This is a genomic window from Herbaspirillum frisingense GSF30 (assembly GCF_000300975.2).
Classification (GTDB): domain Bacteria; phylum Pseudomonadota; class Gammaproteobacteria; order Burkholderiales; family Burkholderiaceae_D; genus Herbaspirillum; species Herbaspirillum frisingense.
In genome coordinates this window covers 20640-41071 of sequence record NZ_AEEC02000037.1, presented here as the reverse complement: position 1 = coordinate 41071, position 20432 = coordinate 20640, and the positions used below count along the sequence as shown (strand labels likewise).

The following is a 20432-nucleotide window of genomic DNA, read 5'->3' as shown; positions in this document are numbered from 1 at the left end:
GCCAATAGCGGCCAATAGCGGATCACCACTCGCCAAGGAGGCGCCATGACGACCCAAGCAGCTCCCCGTGCATCGGTACAGGCCCAAGCGGACCTGGCCCTGCACGTGGAAAACATCAGCAAGCGCTATGGCGCCTTCCATGCACTGCGTTCCATCAACCTGGGCATCCGCCGTGGCAGCATCCACGGCCTGCTCGGCGAAAACGGTGCCGGCAAGAGCACGCTGGTGGGCATCATTTCCGGCCAACGCGCTCCCAGCGAAGGCCGCATTTTCCTGAACGACCAGGAGATCCAGGGCGCCGACGTCAAGCGCATGGAAGCCGCCGGCGTCTTCCTGGTACCGCAGGAACCGATGATCATCGAGCACATGTCGGTGATGGAAAACCTGATGCTGGGCCTCTGGCCGGCCTCACGCGGTTTCATCGCCTGGCGCCGCATGCGCGAGAATGCCACGCGCATGCTGGCCGGCACCGGTATCGAGGCCGACCGCCTGGCCGGTAGCCTGGATGCCGTCGCCCGTCGCAAGCTCAATATCCTGCGGGCCATGTTCTCCGGCGGCAGCGTCATCATCCTCGATGAGCCGACGGCCTCACTCACGGTGCCGGACCGTCTGCAGCTGTTCGACTTCATGCGCCAGCTGCGCGCATCCGGCGTGACCTTTCTCTTCATTTCCCACTTCAACGATGAAATCCTCGACATCTGCGACGCCGTCACCGTACTGCGCGATGGCGAACTGGTGGCCAACTGCGAGGAGGTGGGCAGCCTGAATTCCTCCCGGCTTTCCGAGTTCGTCCTCGGGCGCGAACTGGACCTGTTCCAGCGCGATCGCAGTCTATCCCCCAAGGGCGAGGAAGGGATTCGCCTGAGCGGCGTGCGGGGAGAGCGATTGGACGTGGCGCAGCTGGACATCCGCGCCGGCGAGATCGTCGGTTTCACCGGCTTGCCAGGGGAGGGGGCCAAGGAGCTGGCGCGCAGCCTGTTCGGCCTGGCAGCGCTGCAGGCCGGGCAGATCGCCTTTGCACGCGAGGCGACGGCCCGCGTGCCGCAGACGCCTGACCAGGCCTTTGCCATGGGCATCGCCTATCTTTCCGACGACCGCCGTCGCGACGGTGTGGTGGGGCATCTGTCGATCCGCGAAAACATCGCGCTGTCTTCACTGCGCCAGCGCATCCGGCGCGGCCTGGTGGATCGTGGACAGGAGCAGCAGGTCTGTTCCTCCTACTTCACCCGCATGGGCATCAAGGCCGGTAGCGCAGACGAGGCCGTCAATACCCTCAGCGGCGGCAACCAGCAAAAGGTCTGCCTGGGCCGCGTGCTGGCGACCATGCCGCGCCTGCTGATCCTGGACGAGCCGACCCGTGGCATCGACGTGGGCGTCAAGCAGGACGTCCTGCGCATCCTCGATCAGCTGAGCCGGGCCGGCGTGTGCGTGATCATCGTCTCCACCGATGTCGACGAACTGGCCCGTGCCGCGGACCGCGTCTGCATCTTCCAGCGCGGGCGTATCGCCCATGTGGTCGAGGGCGACGACATCAGTACCGACAGGCTGCGCCAGCTTTCGCAATGAGCGCCGCCTGGAACAGACCATGACAAAAGGAGACACCCGCATGACAAGCGCAACAGAAATCGGCGCCACGCCCGGCGCCCCGCAGTCCGCCAGCGGACAACCTGGCCCACAAGGCAGGCCACAGGGCAGTTCATCACACCGGCCCCGCCAGGTACTGGGCTGGGTACTGCGCAATGTGGTCTGGATCTGGCTGGTGGCCCTGGTGCTGGGCTTCGGCCTGTTCAGCCAGTTCTTCCTCAGCGTGATGAACCTGCAGAACATCCTGGTCCAGGCCACCGTGCTGGGCCTGCTGGCGCTGGCAGTGGCCCTGCCGTTGCTGGTGGGCGAGATCGACCTGTCGCTGCCGGCCAACCTGGGCTTTTCCTCGGCCATCGGCGCCTGGCTGTATGCCAGCGTCGGCGGGCCGTGGTGGATCACCATGCTGGCCGGCGTGGCGGTGGCCACCCTGATCGGCTGGTTCAACGGCCTGTGCATCACCCGACTGCGCATGGTCTCGCTGATCCAGACACTATCCATGATGATCGTGCTGCAGGGCGCCTTGCTGGCGCTGACCCAGGGCAAGACCATCACCAACCTCGACGATGGCTACATCTGGATCGGATCGGCCACCCTGGGTGGCTGGCCGATCATGCCGGTGATCTTCGTGCTGGCCTTGCTGGCGATGTCGGTGCTGCTGCGCCGGACCGTGCTGGGCCGCTCCATCTACGCCGTGGGCGGCAATGCGCTGGCCTCGCATGCGGCCGGCATCCGGGTACACCGGATCAAGATCATCTGCTACGCACTGGCCGGTTTCCTCGCGGGTGTTGCCGGTTATCTGCTGGCTTCCTGGCAGATCGCCATCACCTCCAACCAGGGCGCGAGCTATCTGCTATATGCGATCGCCGCCCCCATCATCGGCGGTGTGAGCGTATTCGGCGGGCGTGGCAGCGTTCTGGGCATCCTCGGTGGCGTGCTGTTGCTGACGGTGATCCAGGTCGGCCTGGCCATCACCAACGTGCCCTCGTTCTATGTCGGCATGATTGGCGGGGTGATGATCTTCATCGCCGTTGCCATCGATGCCATCCGCGTGCGCTTCTTCGTCCAGTGAGCCCGACGATGGAAGCCTTGATCCGCAGTCTGCAGGACATCGTAGGCCCGCCCCACGTGCTGACCAGCGCCTCCGCCAAGCGCCGCTATTGCCGGGGATATCGCTATGGCCAGGGCGACGCGGCTGCCGTGGTGCGCCCCGGCAGCCTGCGCCAGATGTGGCAGGTGCTGCAGGCCTGTCATGCGGCCGATACCATCGTCATCTGCCAGGCGGCCAACACCGGCCTGACGGGCGGCTCCAGTCCTGCCGAAGCGGGCTATGACCGGCCCGTGATCGTGCTCAACACCTTGCGCCTGCGTCGGCTGGAACTGCTGGCACAGGGACAGCAGGTGCTGACCCAGCCCGGCGTCACGCTGGACCAGCTGGAACGGACCCTGAAACCGCTCGGTCGCGAGCCGCATTCGGTGATCGGATCAAGCTGCATGGGCGCCTCCGTCACCGGCGGCATCTGCAACAACTCCGGTGGCTCGCTGATACGCCGTGGTCCGGCCTACACCCAGTTGGCGCTGTATGCGCAGGTGGATAGCGACGGTCAACTGCGTCTGGTCAATCATCTGGGGCTGGAATTGGGAGAGACACCGGAAGAAATCCTCGACCGCCTGGACGGCGGCCAGTTGCCCAATACCGACGGTGGTGGCGTTGGCGCTGCTGACAACTGCGACTGCGGTGGTCGCCATGCGTCCGATCATGAGTATGCCCAGCATGTGCGCGATGTCGACGCCGCCACGCCAGCCCGCTACAACGCCGACCCGCGCCGCCTCTATGAAGCCTCAGGCTCGGCCGGCCACGTGGTGGTATTCGCCCTGCGGCTGGACACCTTTGCGGCCGATGCCTCGTCCACCGTGTTCTACATCGGCAGCAACGACGCCGCCGAACTGGAAGACATCCGGCGCGGGCTGCTGCAGCAGTCGCCGCATCTGCCGATTGCCGGCGAATACATGCACCGCTCCGCCTTCGAGGCCAGCGAGCGCTATGGCAAGGACCTGTTCCTCTTCATCCATCATTTCGGCACGGAACGTCTGATGCAGGCCTTCGCCATGAAGAGCCGGGTCGACGCCTGGCTGGAGCGGCTGGGCCTGCGCCCCGGCTGCAGTGATCGCCTGCTGCAGCGGCTCTCCGGCTGGTTGCCGCGACATTTGCCGGCGCGATTGACGCAATATCGGGATCGCTACCAGCACCACTTGCTGTTGAAGATGAGTGAAGACGGCGCGGCCTTCGCGCGGGGCTTCCTGCAGGCGCGCATGCCGTCGGTGACGGGGGATTTCTTCGAATGTGATGCCGCCGAGGGCAGGGCGGCCTTCCTCAACCGCTTCGTGGTGGGCGCCGCCATCGTGCGCTATCGCGCCGTCCATGCGCAGGAAGTGGAAGACATCGTGGCGCTGGATATCGCGCTACCGCGCAATACCCGCGACTGGTTCGAGCAGCTTCCTCCTGAGATCGCCGACAAGATCCGCTTCACCATGTATTGCGGCCACTTCTTTTGCCACGTGATGCACCAGGAATACCTGGTCCGGAAGGGGGAAGACTGCGAGCAGGTCAAATCAGCCATCCTGGCCCTGCTCGACGCCAAGGGCGCCAAGTACCCGGCCGAACATAACGTCGGCCATCAATACCGGGCCGAACCCGCACTGGAAGACTTCTATCGCAGGCTCGACCCGACCAACAGCTTCAACCCCGGTATCGGCAAGACCTCGCGGCTGAAGCACTGGCGCTAGAGAAACGGTCAAGGAGCTGGATGCGCGGCTGTCTCTTCACCACCTCAGCCGATGCCGAATGAATACTGCATTGGCGAGCGGTGTCACCGCGCCTGGCTAACTGGCTTGCTACAGGCAGACGTCGAAGGTTTCGCACAGGATGTTGCTCAGACCTTCCCGCAGCAGATGAAAGCGAAAGGCCTTATGCGGCCCTTGTGGCAGTACCGCGTCAGCAAGGGGCTGGGCAAGTGCCAGCCCTGCGTCGCTATTGGTGAGCATGACATAGCCATCTCCGCTCGTGGTCGATGCCATCACGAAGGCCCTGTAGCCCGGGTTGTTGCCCCAATGCCAGATCAGAATATCGTCCGGTTTGCGCTCCAGCCCCCAACCCAGACCCCAGCCCAAATCCAGCTTGGGATTGACTATCACGGGTGACTCGACGATCTGCCTGAGAGTGCGCTCATCGTTGAGAAGGGCGGCGAGAAACAGCCCGTAGTCCTTGGCACTCGTGTAGAGCGTGAAAGCGGCCACGGGAACCCTGAAAGGGAAGGGCCGCATGACCGTTCCGTCGCTGGTCGAACCAGCCACGATATGTTGTTCCAGTCTCGATTGGCGAATGAAGGCACTGTTCTTCATGCCCAGTGGCCGGAAGACCCGGCGTTCCATGAATTCGTCGAGCTTTTCATGGGTCACTGCCTCGACTGCACGCTGCAGCAGCACATAAGCTTCGCCGGAGTATCGCCACCTCTCGCCAGGCTCGCCTTCGAAGGTCAGTGGTCCTCCCGCCCAATTGGGCAGGCCGCTGGTGTGGTTCAACGCCATGCGTACCGTGATGGACTGGATGCGAGGATCGCTCACCTGATCGGTCTTCGAATTCTGCTTGTAGGGTTGGGCCTGATGCAGGTATCCATCCGGAAGGTAGTTCAAGACAGGAGCGTCAAGGTCCAGCGTCCCATCCTGTACGAGCTTGAGCACCGCATAGGCGAACACGGGCTTGCTCAGGGAGGCCGCTTCAAAAACGCTATCGGGAGTCAAGAGCGAAGCGGATGCGCAACCTTGAGCCGTTTCGACGGATAGAAGTTGGCGTTGCTTGATGAGCGCCGTTGTGGCGCAGACACCGTACCGGCTGGCGTTTTGCTGTAGCACGTCCCGCAGCGAAACGATCTGTGCTGATGTTCTGCCGTCATGAACTGAGGCGCAGCCGTTGGTCAGTGCGGCCACGATGCCCCACAGACTGGTCAATACCGTTTTCTTGAGTGGATGTCTGAACATGTCTTGAATGCTTGCGGTCCCAGAGGAACTGGCTGCAATGGTGATGTTTTCCGGTGCTTGAAGTTCGTTGGTCGTTGAACTTAGCGCCGCGAATATTCCGTTGACAGGTTTTACGTGTCAACCATTCGCTCAAACGAGATCATTCCCTCAAAGAACTTTGATGAAGACGCCTAAAAGTGTGTTCGCGTCTGAGGCGTCACTTCATCTTGGTAGAGTTCGCTCGCACGAAGTTGATGCGCAGCGCCCTCTCGTTGTTGTGATCCATGAGGACTGTGCCAGCCTGATTTGTTTTGAGGCAGACCAGCAGAATGACAAAAACCCTATCAAGCTCTCAGCCGAGAGAATCGAATTGGCGATATCTAATGGCGATCGCGTTGGCGAGCCTGCTCCATCTCGCGCTAGCGTGGTGGCTGACGCACGCGACCGCGCCACGCGTTCGGGCTCATGGCGTTGAGCGGGAGTCTCGGTCGATTACGGTCGTTCTCGTGCCGTCGGCAACTGCGAGTCCTGCCCTGTCATTGCGTGGAGAACCGGCAGAATTATCTCCAGTACCCAGGCGAAGAGCATCACGGGCAGCAGTCCTGCCGAGACCATCTACCGTGTCGCCGACGACCGCGCTGGTGCAATTGGAAAGTAATGGATTAAAGCAGGCGAGCGACGCTACTCAAAGCTTGGCCACGTCCGCGTCTCCTGCCGTACTGGGGAGCGATAGCCGGGCGTCGATTGGGGCGCCATTGATCCTTCCAGATCACTACAGAGACACGCAACCACGGCAAAAGAGCTATGCGGAGATGGCCAATGAGCAATTAAACCCTGGCGGACCACGTAACAGCCTCGCTGAGGGGATCAAGAAAGCCGTCGTTCCGGAATGCACGAGCGGCGGCGGCTTGCTCGGACTGCCCGTCATCATCTACAAAACCGTCAACGGTAAGTGCAGATAGGGGCAGAACGAGCGTTTTCAGCCGCTATCAGAAAGCGTCGCCCGGCACCCGCACCCAACCCTCCATCAGCACCCGCGCACTGCGGCTCATGATGGCCTTGGTGACCACCCACTGATCGTCTTCCAGCCTGGCCTCGGCGCCCACGCGCAAGGTGCCGGAGGGGTGGCCGAAGCGCACGCTGTTGCGTTCGCCACCACCTGCAGCCAGGTTGACCAATGTCCCGGGAATGGCCGCGGCCGTGCCAATGGCTACCGCTGCGGTCCCCATCATGGCGTGGTGCAGCTTGCCCATGGACATGGCGCGCACCAGGACGTCGGTATCCTGCACGCCCACCGTCTTGCCGCTGGAGGAGACATATTCCTTGGGCTTGGCCACGAAGGCTACTTTGGGAGTGTGCTGGCGGGTGGCGGCTTCTTCTACCTTGGTGATCAAGCCCATGCGGATGGCACCGTGGGCGCGGATGGTCTCGAAACGCGCCAGCGCGGCCGGGTCGCTGTTGATGGCGTCCTGCAGCTCGGTGCCGGTGTAGCCGATCTCTTCCGCATTGAGGAAGATGGTCGGAATGCCGGCATTGATCATGGTGGCCTGGAAGCTGCCCACGCCGGGCACGTCCAGCGTATCGACGACGTTCCCGGTGGGGAACATGGCGCCGCCGGCGCCTTCTTCCTCGGCCGCCGGGTCCATGAATTCGAGTTGCACTTCGGCGGCCGGGAAGGTCACGCCGTCCAGTTCGAAGTCACCGGTTTCCTGCACCTGGCCGCCCCGGATCGGGACATGCGCCACGATGGTCTTGCCGATATTGGCTTGCCAGATGGTGATCACGGCCACGCCATCCTGCGGCAGCTTGGAGGGATCGACCAGGCCGGCGGCAATGGCAAACGGGCCGACGGCGGCCGACAGGTTGCCGCAATTGCCGCTCCAGTCCACGAAATCCTTGTCGATGGAGACCTGGCCGAACAGGTAGTCGACGTCATGGCCGGGACGGCTGCTGCGCGAGATGATGACCGTCTTGCTGGTGCTGGAGGTAGCGCCGCCCATGCCATCGATCTGCTTGCCATAGGGATCGGGGCTGCCGATGACGCGCTGGAGCAGCTTGTCACGGGCGCGACCCGGTACGCGGGCGGCCTCGGGCAGGTCGTCCAGCTTGAAGAAGACGCCCTTGCTGGTGCCGCCACGCAGGTAGGTGGCGGGGATACGGATCTGGGGGACTTGGCTCATGCTTGTTCCTTTGCGTTCTGGCCGGCACTGGCGGAGGCTTCCAGGAAATCCTGGGCGAAGCGTTGCAGTACGCCGCCGGCTTCATAGATCGAGACTTCTTCGGCGGTATCGAGACGGCAGGTCACCGGCACTTCGACGCGTTCGCCGTTCTTGCGATGGATGACCAGGGTCAGGTCCGCGCGCGGGCGGCGCTGGCCGATGACGTCATAGGTTTCGGTACCGTCGATGGCATAGGTGTTGCGATTCTCGCCGGTCTTGAACTCCAGCGGCAGCACGCCCATGCCGATCAGGTTGGTGCGGTGGATGCGTTCGAAGCCCTCGGCCACGATGGCTTCCACACCGGCCAGGCGCACGCCCTTGGCGGCCCAGTCGCGCGAAGAACCCTGGCCATAGTCGGCGCCAGCGATGATGATCAGCGGCTGCTTGCGTTCCATGTAGGCTTCGATGGTTTCCCACATGCGCATGACCTTGCCTTCCGGCTCCAGGCGCGCCAGAGAACCTTGTTGCACGCTGCCATCGGCTTTCTTCACCATCTCGTTGAACAGCTTGGGATTGGCGAAGGTGGCGCGCTGCGCGGTCAGGTGGTCGCCGCGGTGGGTGGCGTAGGAATTGAAGTCTTCTTCCGGCAGGCCCATCTTGGCGAGGTACTCGCCGGCGGCGCTGTCGAGCAGGATGGCGTTGGAGGGCGAGAGGTGGTCGGTGGTGATGTTGTCGCCCAGCACGGCCAGCGGGCGCATGCCCGAGAGCGTGCGCTCGCCGGCCAGCGCGCCTTCCCAGTAGGGCGGACGGCGGATGTAGGTGCTCTGCGCGCGCCAGTTGTACAGCGGGCTGACCGACTGGCTGCGATCCACGCGGGCCGAAAACATCGGCGTGTAGACATTGCGGAACTGCTGCGGCTTGACGGCGCTGGCGACCACGGCGTCGATCTCCTCGTCGCTGGGCCAGATGTCCTTGAGGCGGATCTCGCGCCCGTCGGCGGCCTTGCCCAGCACGTCCTGCTCGATGTCGAAGCGGATGGTGCCGGCAATCGCATAGGCCACCACCAGTGGCGGCGAGGCGAGGAATGCCTGTTTGGCATAGGGGTGGATGCGGCCGTCGAAGTTGCGGTTGCCGGACAGCACGGCAGTGCTATAGAGGTCGCGGTCGATGATTTCCTGCTGGATCTTGGGATCGAGCGCGCCGGACATGCCGTTGCAGGTGGTGCAGGCGAAGGCCACGATACCAAAGCCCAGTTTCTCCAGGTCGGCAGTCAGGCCGGCTTCGTCCAGGTACAGTTCGACCGCCTTGGAGCCAGGCGCCAGCGAGCTCTTGACCCAGGGCTTGCGTTCCAGTCCCAGACGATTGGCGTTACGTGCCAGCAGCGCCGCTGCGATCACGTTGCGCGGATTGCTGGTGTTGGTGCAGCTGGTGATGGCGGCGATGATGACGGCGCCGTCGGGCATCTTGCCCGGTTCGTTCTCGACCTTGCCGGCGATGCCCTGGGCGGCCAGCTCGGAGACCGGCAGGCGCTTGTGCGGATTGCTGGGGCCGGCCAGGGTGCGCACCACGGTCGAGAGGTCGAAGCGCAGCACGCGCTCGTACTCGGCCTTGGCCAGGGTGTCGGACCACAGGCCGGCTTCCTTGGCATAGGTTTCCACCAGCTTGACCTGCTCGTCTTCACGGCCGGTCAGCTTGAGATAGTCGATGGTCTGCTGGTCGATGGAGAACATGGCGGCGGTGGCGCCATATTCCGGGGCCATGTTGGAGATGGTGGCGCGGTCGCCGAGGGTCAGGCTGGCGGCGCCGTCGCCATAGAATTCCAGATAGGCGCCCACCACCTTCTGCTTGCGCAGGAACTCGGTCAGCGAGAGCACGATGTCGGTGGCGGTAATGCCGGGCTGGCGACGACCGGTCAGCTCCACACCGATGATGTCGGGCAGGCGCATCCAGGAGGCGCGGCCCAGCATGACGTTCTCGGCTTCCAGGCCGCCCACGCCGATGGCAATGACGCCCAGGGCATCTACGTGCGGGGTATGGCTGTCGGTGCCGACCAGGGTGTCGGGGAAGGCCACGCCGTCCTTGGCGTGGATCACCGGCGACATCTTCTCCAGATTGATCTGGTGCATGATGCCGTTGCCGGGCGGGATCACGTCCACATTCTCGAAGGCCAGCTTGGTCCAGTCGATGAAGTGGAAACGGTCTTCATTGCGGCGATCCTCGATGGCACGGTTCTTCTCGAAGGCCTGCGGGTCGTCGCCGCCACATTCCACCGCCAGCGAATGGTCCACGATCAATTGCACCGGCACCACCGGGTTGACCTTGGCCGGATCGCCACCCATGTCGGCAATCGCATCGCGCAGGCCGGCCAGGTCCACCAGCGCGGTCTGGCCCAGGATGTCATGGCACACCACGCGGGCCGGGAACCAGGGGAAGTCCAGTTCGCGCTTGCGCTCGATGAGCTGACGCAGCGAATCGGTGAGGGTGGCGGGGTCGCAGCGGCGCACCAGGTTCTCGGCCAGCACGCGGGAAGTGTAGGGCAGTCCCGCCCAGGCGCCGGCGCGGATGGCCTCCACCGCAGCGCGGGCGTCGAAGTAATCCAGGCGGGTGCCGGGCAGTGGCTTGCGGTATTGGGTATTCATGGCAGTTGGCTCGTGTCTCGTTGATGGAATTGGAATGATTGTGGGTTGGGCTGTTTCGTGGCGATGACTGCGCTCAGGCCTGATCGCGCCTGCTGTTCGCGCTGCCGCTCTCCCTCTGCGCGATCTGTTGTTCGATGTTGCGACGGGAGGCGCCGATGTGGCGCCGCATGAGCAAGTCGGCCAGTTCGCCGTCGCCATCGGCCAGGGCATCGAGAATGCGGTGGTGTTCGGCAAAGGCCTGGCGCGGGCGGTTGGGGGCGGCGGAATACTGGATGCGGTACATGCGGGCCAGCTGGTACAGCTCGCCGCAGAGGATGCGGGTCAGGATCTGGTTGCCGCTGGCCTGGATGATCTTGTAATGGAAGTCGTAGTCGCCTTCCTGCTGGTAATAGCCGCGCCCGGCCTGGAAGGCTTCATCCTTCTCGTGGGTTTCCAGCACCCGGCGCAGTTCGTCGAGTTCAGCGCGGCTCATGCGTTGGGCGGCCAGGCGGCAGGCCATGCCTTCCAGGGATTCGCGGATCTGGAACAGTTCCACCAGCCCCTCCAGCGTCAGCGAGACCACCCGGGCCCCCACATGCGGAACCCGCACCAGCAGGTTCTGGCCCTCCAGCCGGTGGATGGCTTCACGTAATGGTCCACGGCTGATGCCATAGGTGCGGGCCAGTTCGGGTTCGGAAATCTTGCTGCCGGGCGCGATTTCGCCCTGCACGATGGCGCTCTGGATCTTGCGGAAAACGTGTTCGGACAGTGTTTCTCCTTCACGTTCGGCACTGGGCAACGCAATCAGCTCGCTCATCTCATTTTTACCGTGTCGACAATCTAAGGGAATTGATGCGGTTAATCATAGCACTTTGATTAAAAAAGGGAAGAAGTGTCGACACCATAACAATTTAAGCACTAGGCAGTTAAAAAATAGCATGAGGAAATTTTCGTTACAGGTGAGAAAATTCACCCGCCGCTTGGGAATACGTGAAATGTCCTTTCAAATTTTTTCAAATTTTTTCCCTATATGCGGGAATCGTTCACCTAGAGTGAGAATTTAACCTTATATTTCCGTCATGGACTCTCCACAAACCTCTACCATTGTTGACCGCGTACTCCACGTCCTCGCGGGCGTGGCTCGTGCCGGCAAGCCCGTGAGCGCCAAGCAGATTGCTGCGATGGTGCAACAGCCGGTCAGTACCGTCTATCGCCACCTGGCCTCGCTGAAGAAGTGGGGATTGCTGCAGGAGCATATGAACTCGGGCACCTTCGAGCCTGGTCCGACCGGCGTGCAACTGGCCTGGGGCTTTGACCAGAATTCCAACCTGATCAGCCAGAGCCGGGAAGAGATCATCTCCCTGGTTCAGCGCAGCGGTGAGAGCGTGGGCCTGCTGGTGCCGATCAATGGCCAGATGGTGTGCATCGCCATGGAAGAAAGCGACCAGCCGCTGCGCTGTTCCTTCACCAAGGGTCGGGCGCATCCGCTGCTCAAGGGCGCTTCGGCCAAGAGCCTGCTGGCCTTCATGCCGCGCAAGCTGCAACAGAAACTGGTGGCCGACCAGCTCGTGGACAAGCCGGAAGAGGTCGCCGCGCTGGAAGCCCAGCTCGATGAAATCCGTCGCCGCGGCTACTGCATCAGCGAGAGCGAAGTCGACCTGGGCGTGTGGGGTGTCTCCGTTCCCATAATGACCTCCAATGGCCGTCTGGAAGGCACCATCACCCTGATGGCACCGGCGCTGCGCGTGGGCAATCGCGAGCAGGAACTGGTGCGCATGACGGTGGAAGCGGCACAGCGCATCTGTAATCGTTTTTGAACCTGCCCGGTCGCGCCGTCCTAGGGGCGTGACGGGCGGAATGCCCCAGGGATTTTGCAGTCCATCGCGCCGGAATGCTCCGGCGTCCAGTCCATGTTGTCGTTTCTATTGAGGAACTCATGATGAAGATTTCCAAGCTTCTTTGCGCCTTCACCGCCAGCATTGCCATGCTGACTGCCGTCATGCCGGCCGCCCACGCCGCCGACAACGTGATCCGTGTAGGCACCGACGCCACCTTCCCGCCAATGGAATTCGTCAAGGACGGCAAGCGCACCGGCTTCGACATCGAACTCATCGAAGCCCTGGCCAAGACCATGGGCAAGAAGGTCCAGTGGGTCGATATCGATTTCAAGGGCCTCATTCCCGGCCTGATCTCCAACCGTTTCGACATCGCCGCATCGGCCATCTACATGACCGACGAGCGCCGCAAGGTGGTCAACTTCAGCGATCCCTACTACCGTGGCGGCTTGGCCGTGCTGGTGCGTCGTGACGACACCAGCATCAAGGTGCCGGACGACCTGAACAAGGGCAAGCGCGTCTCGGTCCAGGTGGGCACCAAGTCGGTCAGCTACCTGAAGGACAACTACCCGGGCGTGGAGCGCGTGGAAGTGGAAAAGAACCAGGCCATGTTCGACCTGCTGGCCACCGGCCGCGTCAATGCGGTGGTGACCGGCCGTCCCGCGGCGGTGGAATATGCCCGTACCCAGCCGCTGGTACGTGTGCTGGACAAGGGCCTGACCACCGAGCTCTATGGTTACGCCATGCGCAAGGGCGATACCGAGCTGGCCGAGCAACTCAACAAGGCCCTGCAGACCCTGCGCGTCAATGGCACCTATACCGCATTGACCGACAAGTGGTTCGGCAAGGCCGAGTAAGCTACGTTTCAAGCACCGGCTTGGGCCGGGGTAGCGGCCGGCGTGAGCCGGTGAGGCCGACGGCCGCTGCCTTACGTGCATACTTTCCTGCATTTTTCACGCAGTTTCACGCATCTTCCTTCCTTGAGACCGCACAAGGCCCGGCCCGTTGACGATCCGACCGGGAACGGGACCTCTTTTGCCGGAGCACTTCATGAATCTGGATTTTTCAGGCGTCTGGGATAGTTGGCCGGCGCTCTTTCACGGCACCCTGGTCACGGTTGAAATCACCGCCGCCTCGCTGGTGCTGGGCTGTGTACTGGGTCTGCTGGTGGGCCTGGGTCGTCTCAACCCGCAGCGACGCTTCATCTACGGCATCTGCACCGTCTACCTGACCCTGGTCCGGGGCACACCGCTGCTGGTACAGCTGTTCCTGTGGTTCTTCGGGCTGCCGCACCTGGGCCTGCTGCTGCCGGCCTATGTCTGCGGCATTCTCGGGCTGGGCATCTATAGCGGGGCCTATGTCTCCGAGATCGTGCGCGGTTCCATCCAGTCCATCGAGCGCGGCCAGATGGAAGCGGCCCGCTCGCTGGGCCTGCCTTACCGCATGGCCATGCGCCGCGTGATCCTGCCGCAGGCCTTCGTGCGCATGATCCCGCCGCTGGGCAATGAATTCATCGCGCTGATCAAGAATTCGGCGCTGGTGTCGCTGCTGACCATCGCCGACCTGATGCATGAGGGCGAGAAGATCATCAGCGTGACCTACCGGTCGCTGGAGACCTATCTGGCCATCGCCGTCATCTATCTGGTCCTTACCAGCGCCACCACCCTGGTGTTGCGCCGGATCGAAAAAGTATTGCGTTCGGAAGGGAGGGTCTGATGTCGCAGCCCATCGTCGAAATCAAGGGATTGCAGAAATCCTTTGGCAGTCATGTCGTCCTCAAGAACATCGACTTTTCAGTCCAACCCAGCCAGGTGGTGGTCATCATCGGCCCCAGTGGCAGTGGCAAGAGTACCTTCCTGCGCTGCCTGAACGGCCTGGAGACCGCCGAAGGCGGCACCGTGGTGGTCAGCGGCCATCCGGTGGTGGAGGGCGGTCGGATGATGCCCGAAACCAAGCTCGACGCCTTGCGCGCCGAAGTGGGCATGGTGTTCCAGTCCTTCAACCTGTTCCCCCATCTGAGCGTGCTGGACAACATCACCCTGGCCCCCACCTGCCTGCGCGGCGTGCCGCGCAAGGAGGCACAGGAGCATGGCCTGCGGCTGTTGAAGAAGGTCGGCCTGGAACACAAGGCCAAGGATTTCCCCGGCACGCTGTCCGGTGGCCAGAAGCAGCGCGTGGCGATCGGCCGTGCCCTGGCCATGGACCCCAAGGTCATGCTGTTCGACGAACCCACCTCGGCGCTTGACCCGGAGCTGGTCGGCGAAGTGCTGCAGGTGATGAAGGACCTGGCGGCCGAAGGCATGACCATGCTCATCGTCACCCATGAAATGGGCTTTGCCCGCGAAGTGGCCGATGTGGTGGTGGTGATGGATCACGGCAGCATCGTCGAATCCGGCCCGCCGTCGGCCATCTTCACTGCGCCGCGCGAAGCCCGTACCCGCAGCTTCCTGCAGACCATGCTGGCACGCGAGGTCGCCCATGGCGCTTGATCTGAGCCAGACACAGGCCCCGGCCCGCGCGCAAAAACCGGCCAGCCCCATCCAGTTCGTGGGCGAACTGGGCCGCATCACTGCCGTCCCCTGGAAGAACGAGGGCGGGCAGACGCGTGAGCTCTGCGTGGAGCCACCGCAGTCGGATTTCGCCGGTTTCCTGTGGCGGGTCAGCGTGGCCGACGTGGGTGCCGATGGTGCGTTCTCGACCTTCAACGGCATCGACCGCACCATCGTCTTGCTCGAAGGTGGTGGCTTTGGCATGTATACCGACGGAGCGCGCGTCCACGATCTGGCAGAATGCTTCGTACCGCATGAGTTCCCGGGTGAACAGGCCATCAGTGTCCAGTTGCATGGCGCGCCGACGCTGGACTTCAACCTGATGGTCCGGCGCGAACGCGCAAGCGGCAAGGTGGTGGTCTTGCGCGAGCAGAATTCCCGCTGCCTGCCGGCTGATACCGCATTGCTGTATGTAGCGCGTGGCGCGGCCTGCCTGTCGGACGAAAGCGGTCTGCAGCAAGCCCTGCGTTGCGGTGAATTCGCCCGCCTGCGTGACGGTCACGGCACGCGCCAGCCGGATCTGCTGTGCACGCCCGGCAGCGTGGTGCTGGCGGTCTGCATCCGCCCCAACCCTGAAGGAACGCAGAGCTAGTACCTCAAGTGCCGGCACGGTCATCTTCCACCCGCTGCAAGCGGTATGTCCTTGCCCGGCATCCATTTTCAAGAAACGTCAATAATAAAGGTGAGCACATGGCATCGCCTCGCGAACTAGACCCACAACACCTCACTCCCTCTGCCGGCGGCACGATATTCTGCCCACTGGCCCTGCTGCCGGAAGGCTGGCGCCGCGATGTCATGCTGCGCTGGGACGAGACCGGCGCGCTCATCGAAGCCCGCCCCGACCAGGCCCCCGGGCAAGCTGCTGTCGCCAGCGGCCCGGTGATCGCCGGCATGCCCAATCTGCACTCGCATGCCTTTCAGCGCGCCATGGCCGGGCTGACCGAAGTCATGGGCAGCCCCTCCGACTCCTTCTGGAGCTGGCGCAAGCTGATGTACCGCTTCGCCCAGCGCCTGCAACCGGAACATCTGGAAGCCATCGCCCGCCATCTCTACATCGAGATGCTCAAGGCAGGCTATACCTCGGTCTGTGAATTCCATTACCTGCACCACGCCCCCGGCGGCGTGGCCTATGCCGATCCGGCCGAACTGGGGTTGCGGGTGATGCAGGCGGCCGGCGATGTCGGCATCGGCATGACCTTGCTGCCGGTGCTGTACCAGTATGGTGGCTTCGGCAGCCAGCCGACCTCGGCCGAGCAGGCGCGCTTCATCGGCACGGCACAGAGCCTGCTGGCCCTGCGCGAGCGTCTGCTGCACGCCTTGCCGGAAAATCCCATGCGCCGCTATGGCGTGGCACCGCATTCGCTGCGGGCAGTATCGCCGGCAGGACTGGAGGAACTGGTCAGCGGCTTGCGGCACCAGTCCGGCGGACAGGATGCCCCGGTGCATATTCATATCGCCGAACAGGAACGTGAAGTCCAGGACTGCCTGGCCTGGTGCGGCCAGCGACCGGTGCAGTTGCTGCACTCGCTGCAGGCCATCGACGCACGCTGGTGCCTGGTGCATGCCACCCACATGGATGCTGCCGAATACCAGGCCGTCGCCGTCAGTGGTGCTGTCGTGGGGCTATGCCCGACGACCGAAGCCAATCTGGGCGACGGCATCATCGATGCGGCCCGCCTGCTGGAGTCCGATACGCGCTGGGGTATCGGCTCGGACAGCAATATCGCCATCAACCTGCGCTCCGAACTGCGCCTGCTGGAGTATGGGCAGCGCCTGCACCATCGCCGCCGCAACGTGCTGGCTTCCGAAGCCGAGCCCATCGTCGGCGAGCGCCTGTATGCCCGTGCCGTGGCGGGTGGTGCCGCTGCCAGCGGACGCCCGGTGGCGGGGCTGGCCGTGGGCCAGCGTGCCGATTTCATCGTCCTCGACGGCGAGGACATCAACCTGGCCGACCGTAGCCCGGAGCAACTGCTGTCGGCGCTGGTCTTCTGCGAACATGACGGCCAGCCCATTCGCGATGTCTACGTTGGCGGCCGCCAGGTGGTCGCGGCCGGTCATCATGCGCTGGAAGACAGCGCCCGCCGCGCCTATCGCAGTGCCGTTGCCGAACTATTGAAGGACTGAGGAAGAAACCATGTCGAACGATATCTACCAGTTGCATCAGGGCAGCACCCCCTTGCTGATTTCCATGCCGCACGTCGGCACGCAATTGCCGCAGGACCTGCAATCGTCCTTCAGCGAGACCGGCCTGCAGGTTGACGATACCGACTGGCACATCGCCGAGCTCTATGACTTCGCCAGTACCCTGGGCGTTTCGGTGCTGCGACCTTTCCACTCGCGCTACACCATCGACCTGAACCGCCCGGCCGATGGGCAGAGCCTGTATCCGGGGCAGAACACCACGGGCCTGTGCCCCTTGACCACCTTCGACAACGTCGCCCTGTATCGTCCAGGCTGCGAGCCGGATGAGGCCGAGATCGCGCGCCGCCTGCAGATCTACTGGCATCCCTATCATGCCGCCCTGCAGGGCGAACTGGCGCGGCTCAAGGCCATCCACGGATACGCCTTGCTATGGGATGCGCATTCGATCCGTTCGCTCATCCCGCACCTGTTCGAGGGCGAACTGCCGGTCTTCAATTTCGGCAACGCCAGTGGTGCGGCCTGCGCGCCGGGCCTGGGCGAAGATCTGCTGGCGCTGGCGCAGCAACTGGCGCCGCACTATCCGGCGGTGCTCAATGGCCGCTTCAAGGGCGGCTATATCACGCGCCACTACGGACAGCCGGCGCAGCAGGTCCACGCCATGCAGCTGGAACTGGCCCAGCGCAGCTACATGCAGGAAGAGGCCCCGTACGCCCTGGATGACACCCTGGCCGGCCAGCTCAAGCCGGTGCTGCAGCGACTGGTGGAGCGCTTCCTGGCATTTCGTCCGACATAGACGAGCACCCTGGATGCCAGCGGACGGCCTGCCATTGCGCAGGCCGTTTTTGCATCCGCAGCTCCCGGGCAGGGCGCCGTTTGATCCAGCGCAAATGCGCGCACGACGGGCCTGGCGAGCCCGTGGCGCTTGATGCATGTCAAGTCGCTTCAGATGGCGCGGCCTTAGTATGCAGTCATACGAGCTCGACGCAATACGCAAGGCGAAATGCACAACGAGTCCGACGCCAATCCTGTCACCCCCTGAGGTCATCATGTTCAAGAACATACTGCTGGCAACCGATGGTTCCCGTCTGTGTAACGAGTCCGTGAAGGCGGCCATCGCACTGGCGAAAAGCTGCGGCAGCAATCTGGTGGGGCTGTCGGTGGCCGGCAATCTGCGAGCACTGTCCATCCCCGAAGTCAGTGTCGGCGTGGACGTGGCCCGTACCGATGAAGCCGGCCGCGCACGTGCCATGGCCAGCGTGGAAATGATCACTGAAATGGCGCGCGAGCAGGGCGTTCCCTGCTCGGTGCAGGTGGCCCAGGGCGGCCGCCCCTACGAAGAAATCATGCGCGTGGCCGAACGCGAACACTGCGACGCCATCTTCATGGCCTCCAAGGCGCGTTCGACGCTGGGCCGGCTGCTCATGGGCAGCCAGACGCAGAAGCTGCTGGCACGCAGCAAGGTGCCAGTCCTGGTGTTCCGTTGATCCATCAAGGCGCGTCCCTGTAGCGGGGCGTACCGTATAAGGTTTGTGGTGTGGAGGGTCGGGCCGTTCCTGTGGAGAGGGACGGCCCTTTTTTTGTTCATTTTTTTTTTGCGCTTGATGTACCGGTGGGAGTCGTCCCAGCCATCGTCAAGACTTGGAGAACGGGCGCTGCCTTGTTACAGTCTGGCCTGGTTCATGAAACGACAACAAGGAGCAGCCATTGGCCCACACCCCTCACCAATCCCAGGGCGGTAACGCCTTTACCCGATTCTTCGCGCATGAAGCGGCCGGTGGCATCGTGCTCGCCATTGCCGCCGTACTGGCGCTGCTGGTCAGCAACAGTGGCTGGCGTCAGGCCTACGAGGCCTTTACGCGCATCCAGGGCACGGTCGATATCGGTGGACTGGTGGTCTTGTCCAAGCCCTTGCTGCTGTGGGTCAATGATTTGTGGATGGCGGTGTTCTTCTTCCTGGTCGGGCTGGAGATCAAGCGCGAATTCGTGGAAGGCGAACTGGCCTCGCGCAAGAAGGCCATCCTGCCCGCCGCAGCAGCCCTGGGCGGCATGGTCGTGCCGGCCGCGATCTATGCCCTGATCAATCTCGGCGACCCGGTCGCCCTGCGCGGCTGGGCCATCCCGGCCGCCACCGATATCGCGTTTGCCATCGGCATCGTCATGCTGCTGGGCTCACGGGTGCCGACTTCGCTCAAGGTGTTCCTGACGGCCGTGGCCATCATCGACGATCTGGGTGCCATTGTGGTCATCGCCCTGTTCTATACCGACAACCTCTCACTGGGCATGCTGGCCGGCGCCGGCATGGGCACGCTGGTGCTGGTGCTGCTCAATCGCAGCGGCGTGCGCCGCGCCGACGTCTATCTGCTGGTGGGCCTGGTGATCTGGGTCTGCGTACTCAAGTCCGGCATCCATGCCACGCTGGCCGGGGTGGTGACGGCGCTGGCCATTCCCATGCGCGATGCCGACGAGCAGCCGCTGGCCGGCGCACTGGAACACGGGCTACACCCTTGGGTGGCGTTCCTTGTGTTGCCGATGTTCGCCTTTGCCAATGCCGGCGTTTCTCTGCAGGGGATGTCGCTGGGCAGCCTGTTCGAGCCGATTCCGCTGGGGATTGCCGCCGGCCTTGTGCTGGGCAAGACCATCGGCGTCTTCGGCGCCGCCTGGCTGATGGTGCGCAGCGGACTGGCCGATGCACCGGCCGGCGCCACCACGCGCCAGTTCATCGGCGTGTGCATGCTGTGCGGGATCGGTTTCACCATGAGCCTGTTCATCGGCGGCCTGGCCTTCCAGGGCCTGGGCGCCGATTTCGAAGCCAAGCTCAAGCTCGGCGTGTTGGGCGGCTCCATCCTGGCAGGCCTGTGCGGAACGCTGGTGTTGTGGCGCAAGATATAAGCGGCGTGAACATCAGGCCATCGCGACATGTCGGGGCGGCAAGCAGGGCGGATGCCGCCTAAAAGCATCCCAATCCCGCATCAAATTCGCATCACGTCGTCGTTTGGCGACTATTCCACAACTTTCGGTTTTGCAACGCAAAAGATTGATCAAAAATTAAGTTTTTGCACACCGTTAGTGCATATCCGCCCTGCAATGGGCTTATGTGCTCATCCGTGAGAATGCGCACTGCTGCTTGGTTCCGTTGATGCAGGGCAGGGCCGGCGCCAAATGCTGCTGCGCGGAATAATGGATTCTTTACATCATCATTTGGCAGTAGGAAGATATTTGCACGGGCCTTTATCGGCGCGGCGTGGAAGGGCGCCGAGCCGTTTTCGGGTGACAGCAAGGCCCGCAGCAAGTGGGGGATGTTGTTGTTTCGACATTTTCATCCCTTGGGACGATAAGCTGCGCGAATAACAGCGCAGCAGTCATAGCAGAGGAGACAGACATGAACCTGATGGAAATGTTGATGGCCTATGGTAGCCAGATGCTGGCGTGGTATGCGTTGTATGTGGTGATCGGCAGTTGCGCCTTTGGTGCTTACGTCTGGCGCCGTACCCATTTCGGTCACTGATCCCCGTACAGGATTGCCAGGGCGCG

General features: G+C 63.2%; 17 protein-coding genes. 13 read left to right on the top strand and 4 right to left on the bottom strand.

Translation table 11 applies throughout. The features are described from left to right. Positions 1-45 precede the first annotated feature (45 nt). The 3 genes from HFRIS_RS20260 to dld are packed head-to-tail and all read left to right on the top strand — an operon-like array spanning position 46 to position 4368. Positions 46-1566: a sugar ABC transporter ATP-binding protein gene (locus HFRIS_RS20260; protein WP_006464861.1), complete on the top strand. Its 1521-nt coding sequence runs from the start codon at positions 46-48 to the stop codon at positions 1564-1566. A 40-nt stretch (positions 1567-1606) separates the two neighbouring features. Continuing rightward, positions 1607-2653 (top strand): ABC transporter permease, encoded by a 1047-nt coding sequence (locus HFRIS_RS20255; protein ID WP_006464860.1) that lies wholly within the window; start codon positions 1607-1609, stop codon positions 2651-2653. Between the two features lie 8 nt (positions 2654-2661). Next, positions 2662-4368, top strand: coding sequence for a D-lactate dehydrogenase (dld, locus tag HFRIS_RS20250; RefSeq protein WP_006464859.1), 1707 nt, complete (start codon positions 2662-2664; stop codon positions 4366-4368). 108 nt (positions 4369-4476) lie between these two features. Here the strand turns inward: dld and HFRIS_RS20245 are convergent, their stop codons facing one another. From HFRIS_RS20245 to HFRIS_RS20230, 4 genes are all read right to left on the bottom strand, one after another. Next, positions 4477-5619: a serine hydrolase domain-containing protein gene (locus HFRIS_RS20245; protein WP_039876655.1), complete on the bottom strand. Its 1143-nt coding sequence runs from the start codon at positions 5617-5619 to the stop codon at positions 4477-4479. A gap of 968 nt (positions 5620-6587) precedes the next feature. Continuing rightward, a complete protein-coding gene (prpF, locus tag HFRIS_RS20240) occupies positions 6588-7778 on the bottom strand; it encodes a 2-methylaconitate cis-trans isomerase PrpF (protein WP_006464856.1) in 1191 nt (396 codons plus the stop codon). Beyond that, positions 7775-10396: a Fe/S-dependent 2-methylisocitrate dehydratase AcnD gene (gene acnD, locus HFRIS_RS20235; protein ID WP_006464855.1), complete on the bottom strand. Its 2622-nt coding sequence runs from the start codon at positions 10394-10396 to the stop codon at positions 7775-7777. Before acnD ends, prpF begins: the two co-directional genes overlap by 4 nt. A gap of 73 nt (positions 10397-10469) precedes the next feature. Beyond that, positions 10470-11192 carry a GntR family transcriptional regulator gene (locus HFRIS_RS20230; RefSeq protein ID WP_006464854.1) on the bottom strand — a complete coding sequence of 241 codons (723 nt, stop codon included), beginning with the start codon at positions 11190-11192 and terminating at the stop codon, positions 10470-10472. A gap of 262 nt (positions 11193-11454) precedes the next feature. Between HFRIS_RS20230 and HFRIS_RS20225 the strand changes: the two genes are divergently transcribed. From HFRIS_RS20225 to HFRIS_RS25970, 10 genes are all read left to right on the top strand, one after another. Beyond that, entirely contained in the window at positions 11455-12192 is a 738-nt protein-coding gene (locus tag HFRIS_RS20225) for an IclR family transcriptional regulator (RefSeq protein ID WP_039876652.1), read from the top strand. A 122-nt stretch (positions 12193-12314) separates the two neighbouring features. Beyond that, a complete protein-coding gene (locus tag HFRIS_RS20220) occupies positions 12315-13067 on the top strand; it encodes a glutamine ABC transporter substrate-binding protein (protein WP_006464852.1) in 753 nt (250 codons plus the stop codon). A gap of 193 nt (positions 13068-13260) precedes the next feature. Next, entirely contained in the window at positions 13261-13926 is a 666-nt protein-coding gene (locus HFRIS_RS20215) for an amino acid ABC transporter permease (RefSeq protein WP_006464851.1), read from the top strand. After that, positions 13926-14699: an amino acid ABC transporter ATP-binding protein gene (locus HFRIS_RS20210; protein WP_006464850.1), complete on the top strand. Its 774-nt coding sequence runs from the start codon at positions 13926-13928 to the stop codon at positions 14697-14699. Before HFRIS_RS20215 ends, HFRIS_RS20210 begins: the two co-directional genes overlap by 1 nt. Beyond that, a complete protein-coding gene (locus HFRIS_RS20205) occupies positions 14689-15351 on the top strand; it encodes a HutD/Ves family protein (RefSeq protein WP_006464849.1) in 663 nt (220 codons plus the stop codon). The genes HFRIS_RS20210 and HFRIS_RS20205 overlap by 11 nt, the downstream gene beginning before the upstream one ends. A 98-nt stretch (positions 15352-15449) precedes the next feature. Beyond that, positions 15450-16883 carry a formimidoylglutamate deiminase gene (locus tag HFRIS_RS20200; RefSeq protein ID WP_039876646.1) on the top strand — a complete coding sequence of 478 codons (1434 nt, stop codon included), beginning with the start codon at positions 15450-15452 and terminating at the stop codon, positions 16881-16883. A 10-nt stretch (positions 16884-16893) separates the two neighbouring features. After that, complete coding sequence (gene hutG, locus HFRIS_RS20195; protein WP_006464847.1) at positions 16894-17694, top strand: N-formylglutamate deformylase; 801 nt, start codon at positions 16894-16896, stop codon at positions 17692-17694. Positions 17695-17947: 253 nt separating this feature from the next. Next, positions 17948-18385 carry a universal stress protein gene (locus tag HFRIS_RS20190; RefSeq protein ID WP_006464846.1) on the top strand — a complete coding sequence of 146 codons (438 nt, stop codon included), beginning with the start codon at positions 17948-17950 and terminating at the stop codon, positions 18383-18385. A gap of 220 nt (positions 18386-18605) precedes the next feature. Beyond that, positions 18606-19790: a Na+/H+ antiporter NhaA gene (gene nhaA / locus HFRIS_RS20185; protein WP_006464845.1), complete on the top strand. Its 1185-nt coding sequence runs from the start codon at positions 18606-18608 to the stop codon at positions 19788-19790. A 490-nt stretch (positions 19791-20280) separates the two neighbouring features. Next, on the top strand, positions 20281-20406 hold the full coding sequence (locus HFRIS_RS25970) for a hypothetical protein (protein WP_006464844.1): 126 nt from the start codon (positions 20281-20283) through the stop codon (positions 20404-20406). Positions 20407-20432 lie beyond the last annotated feature (26 nt).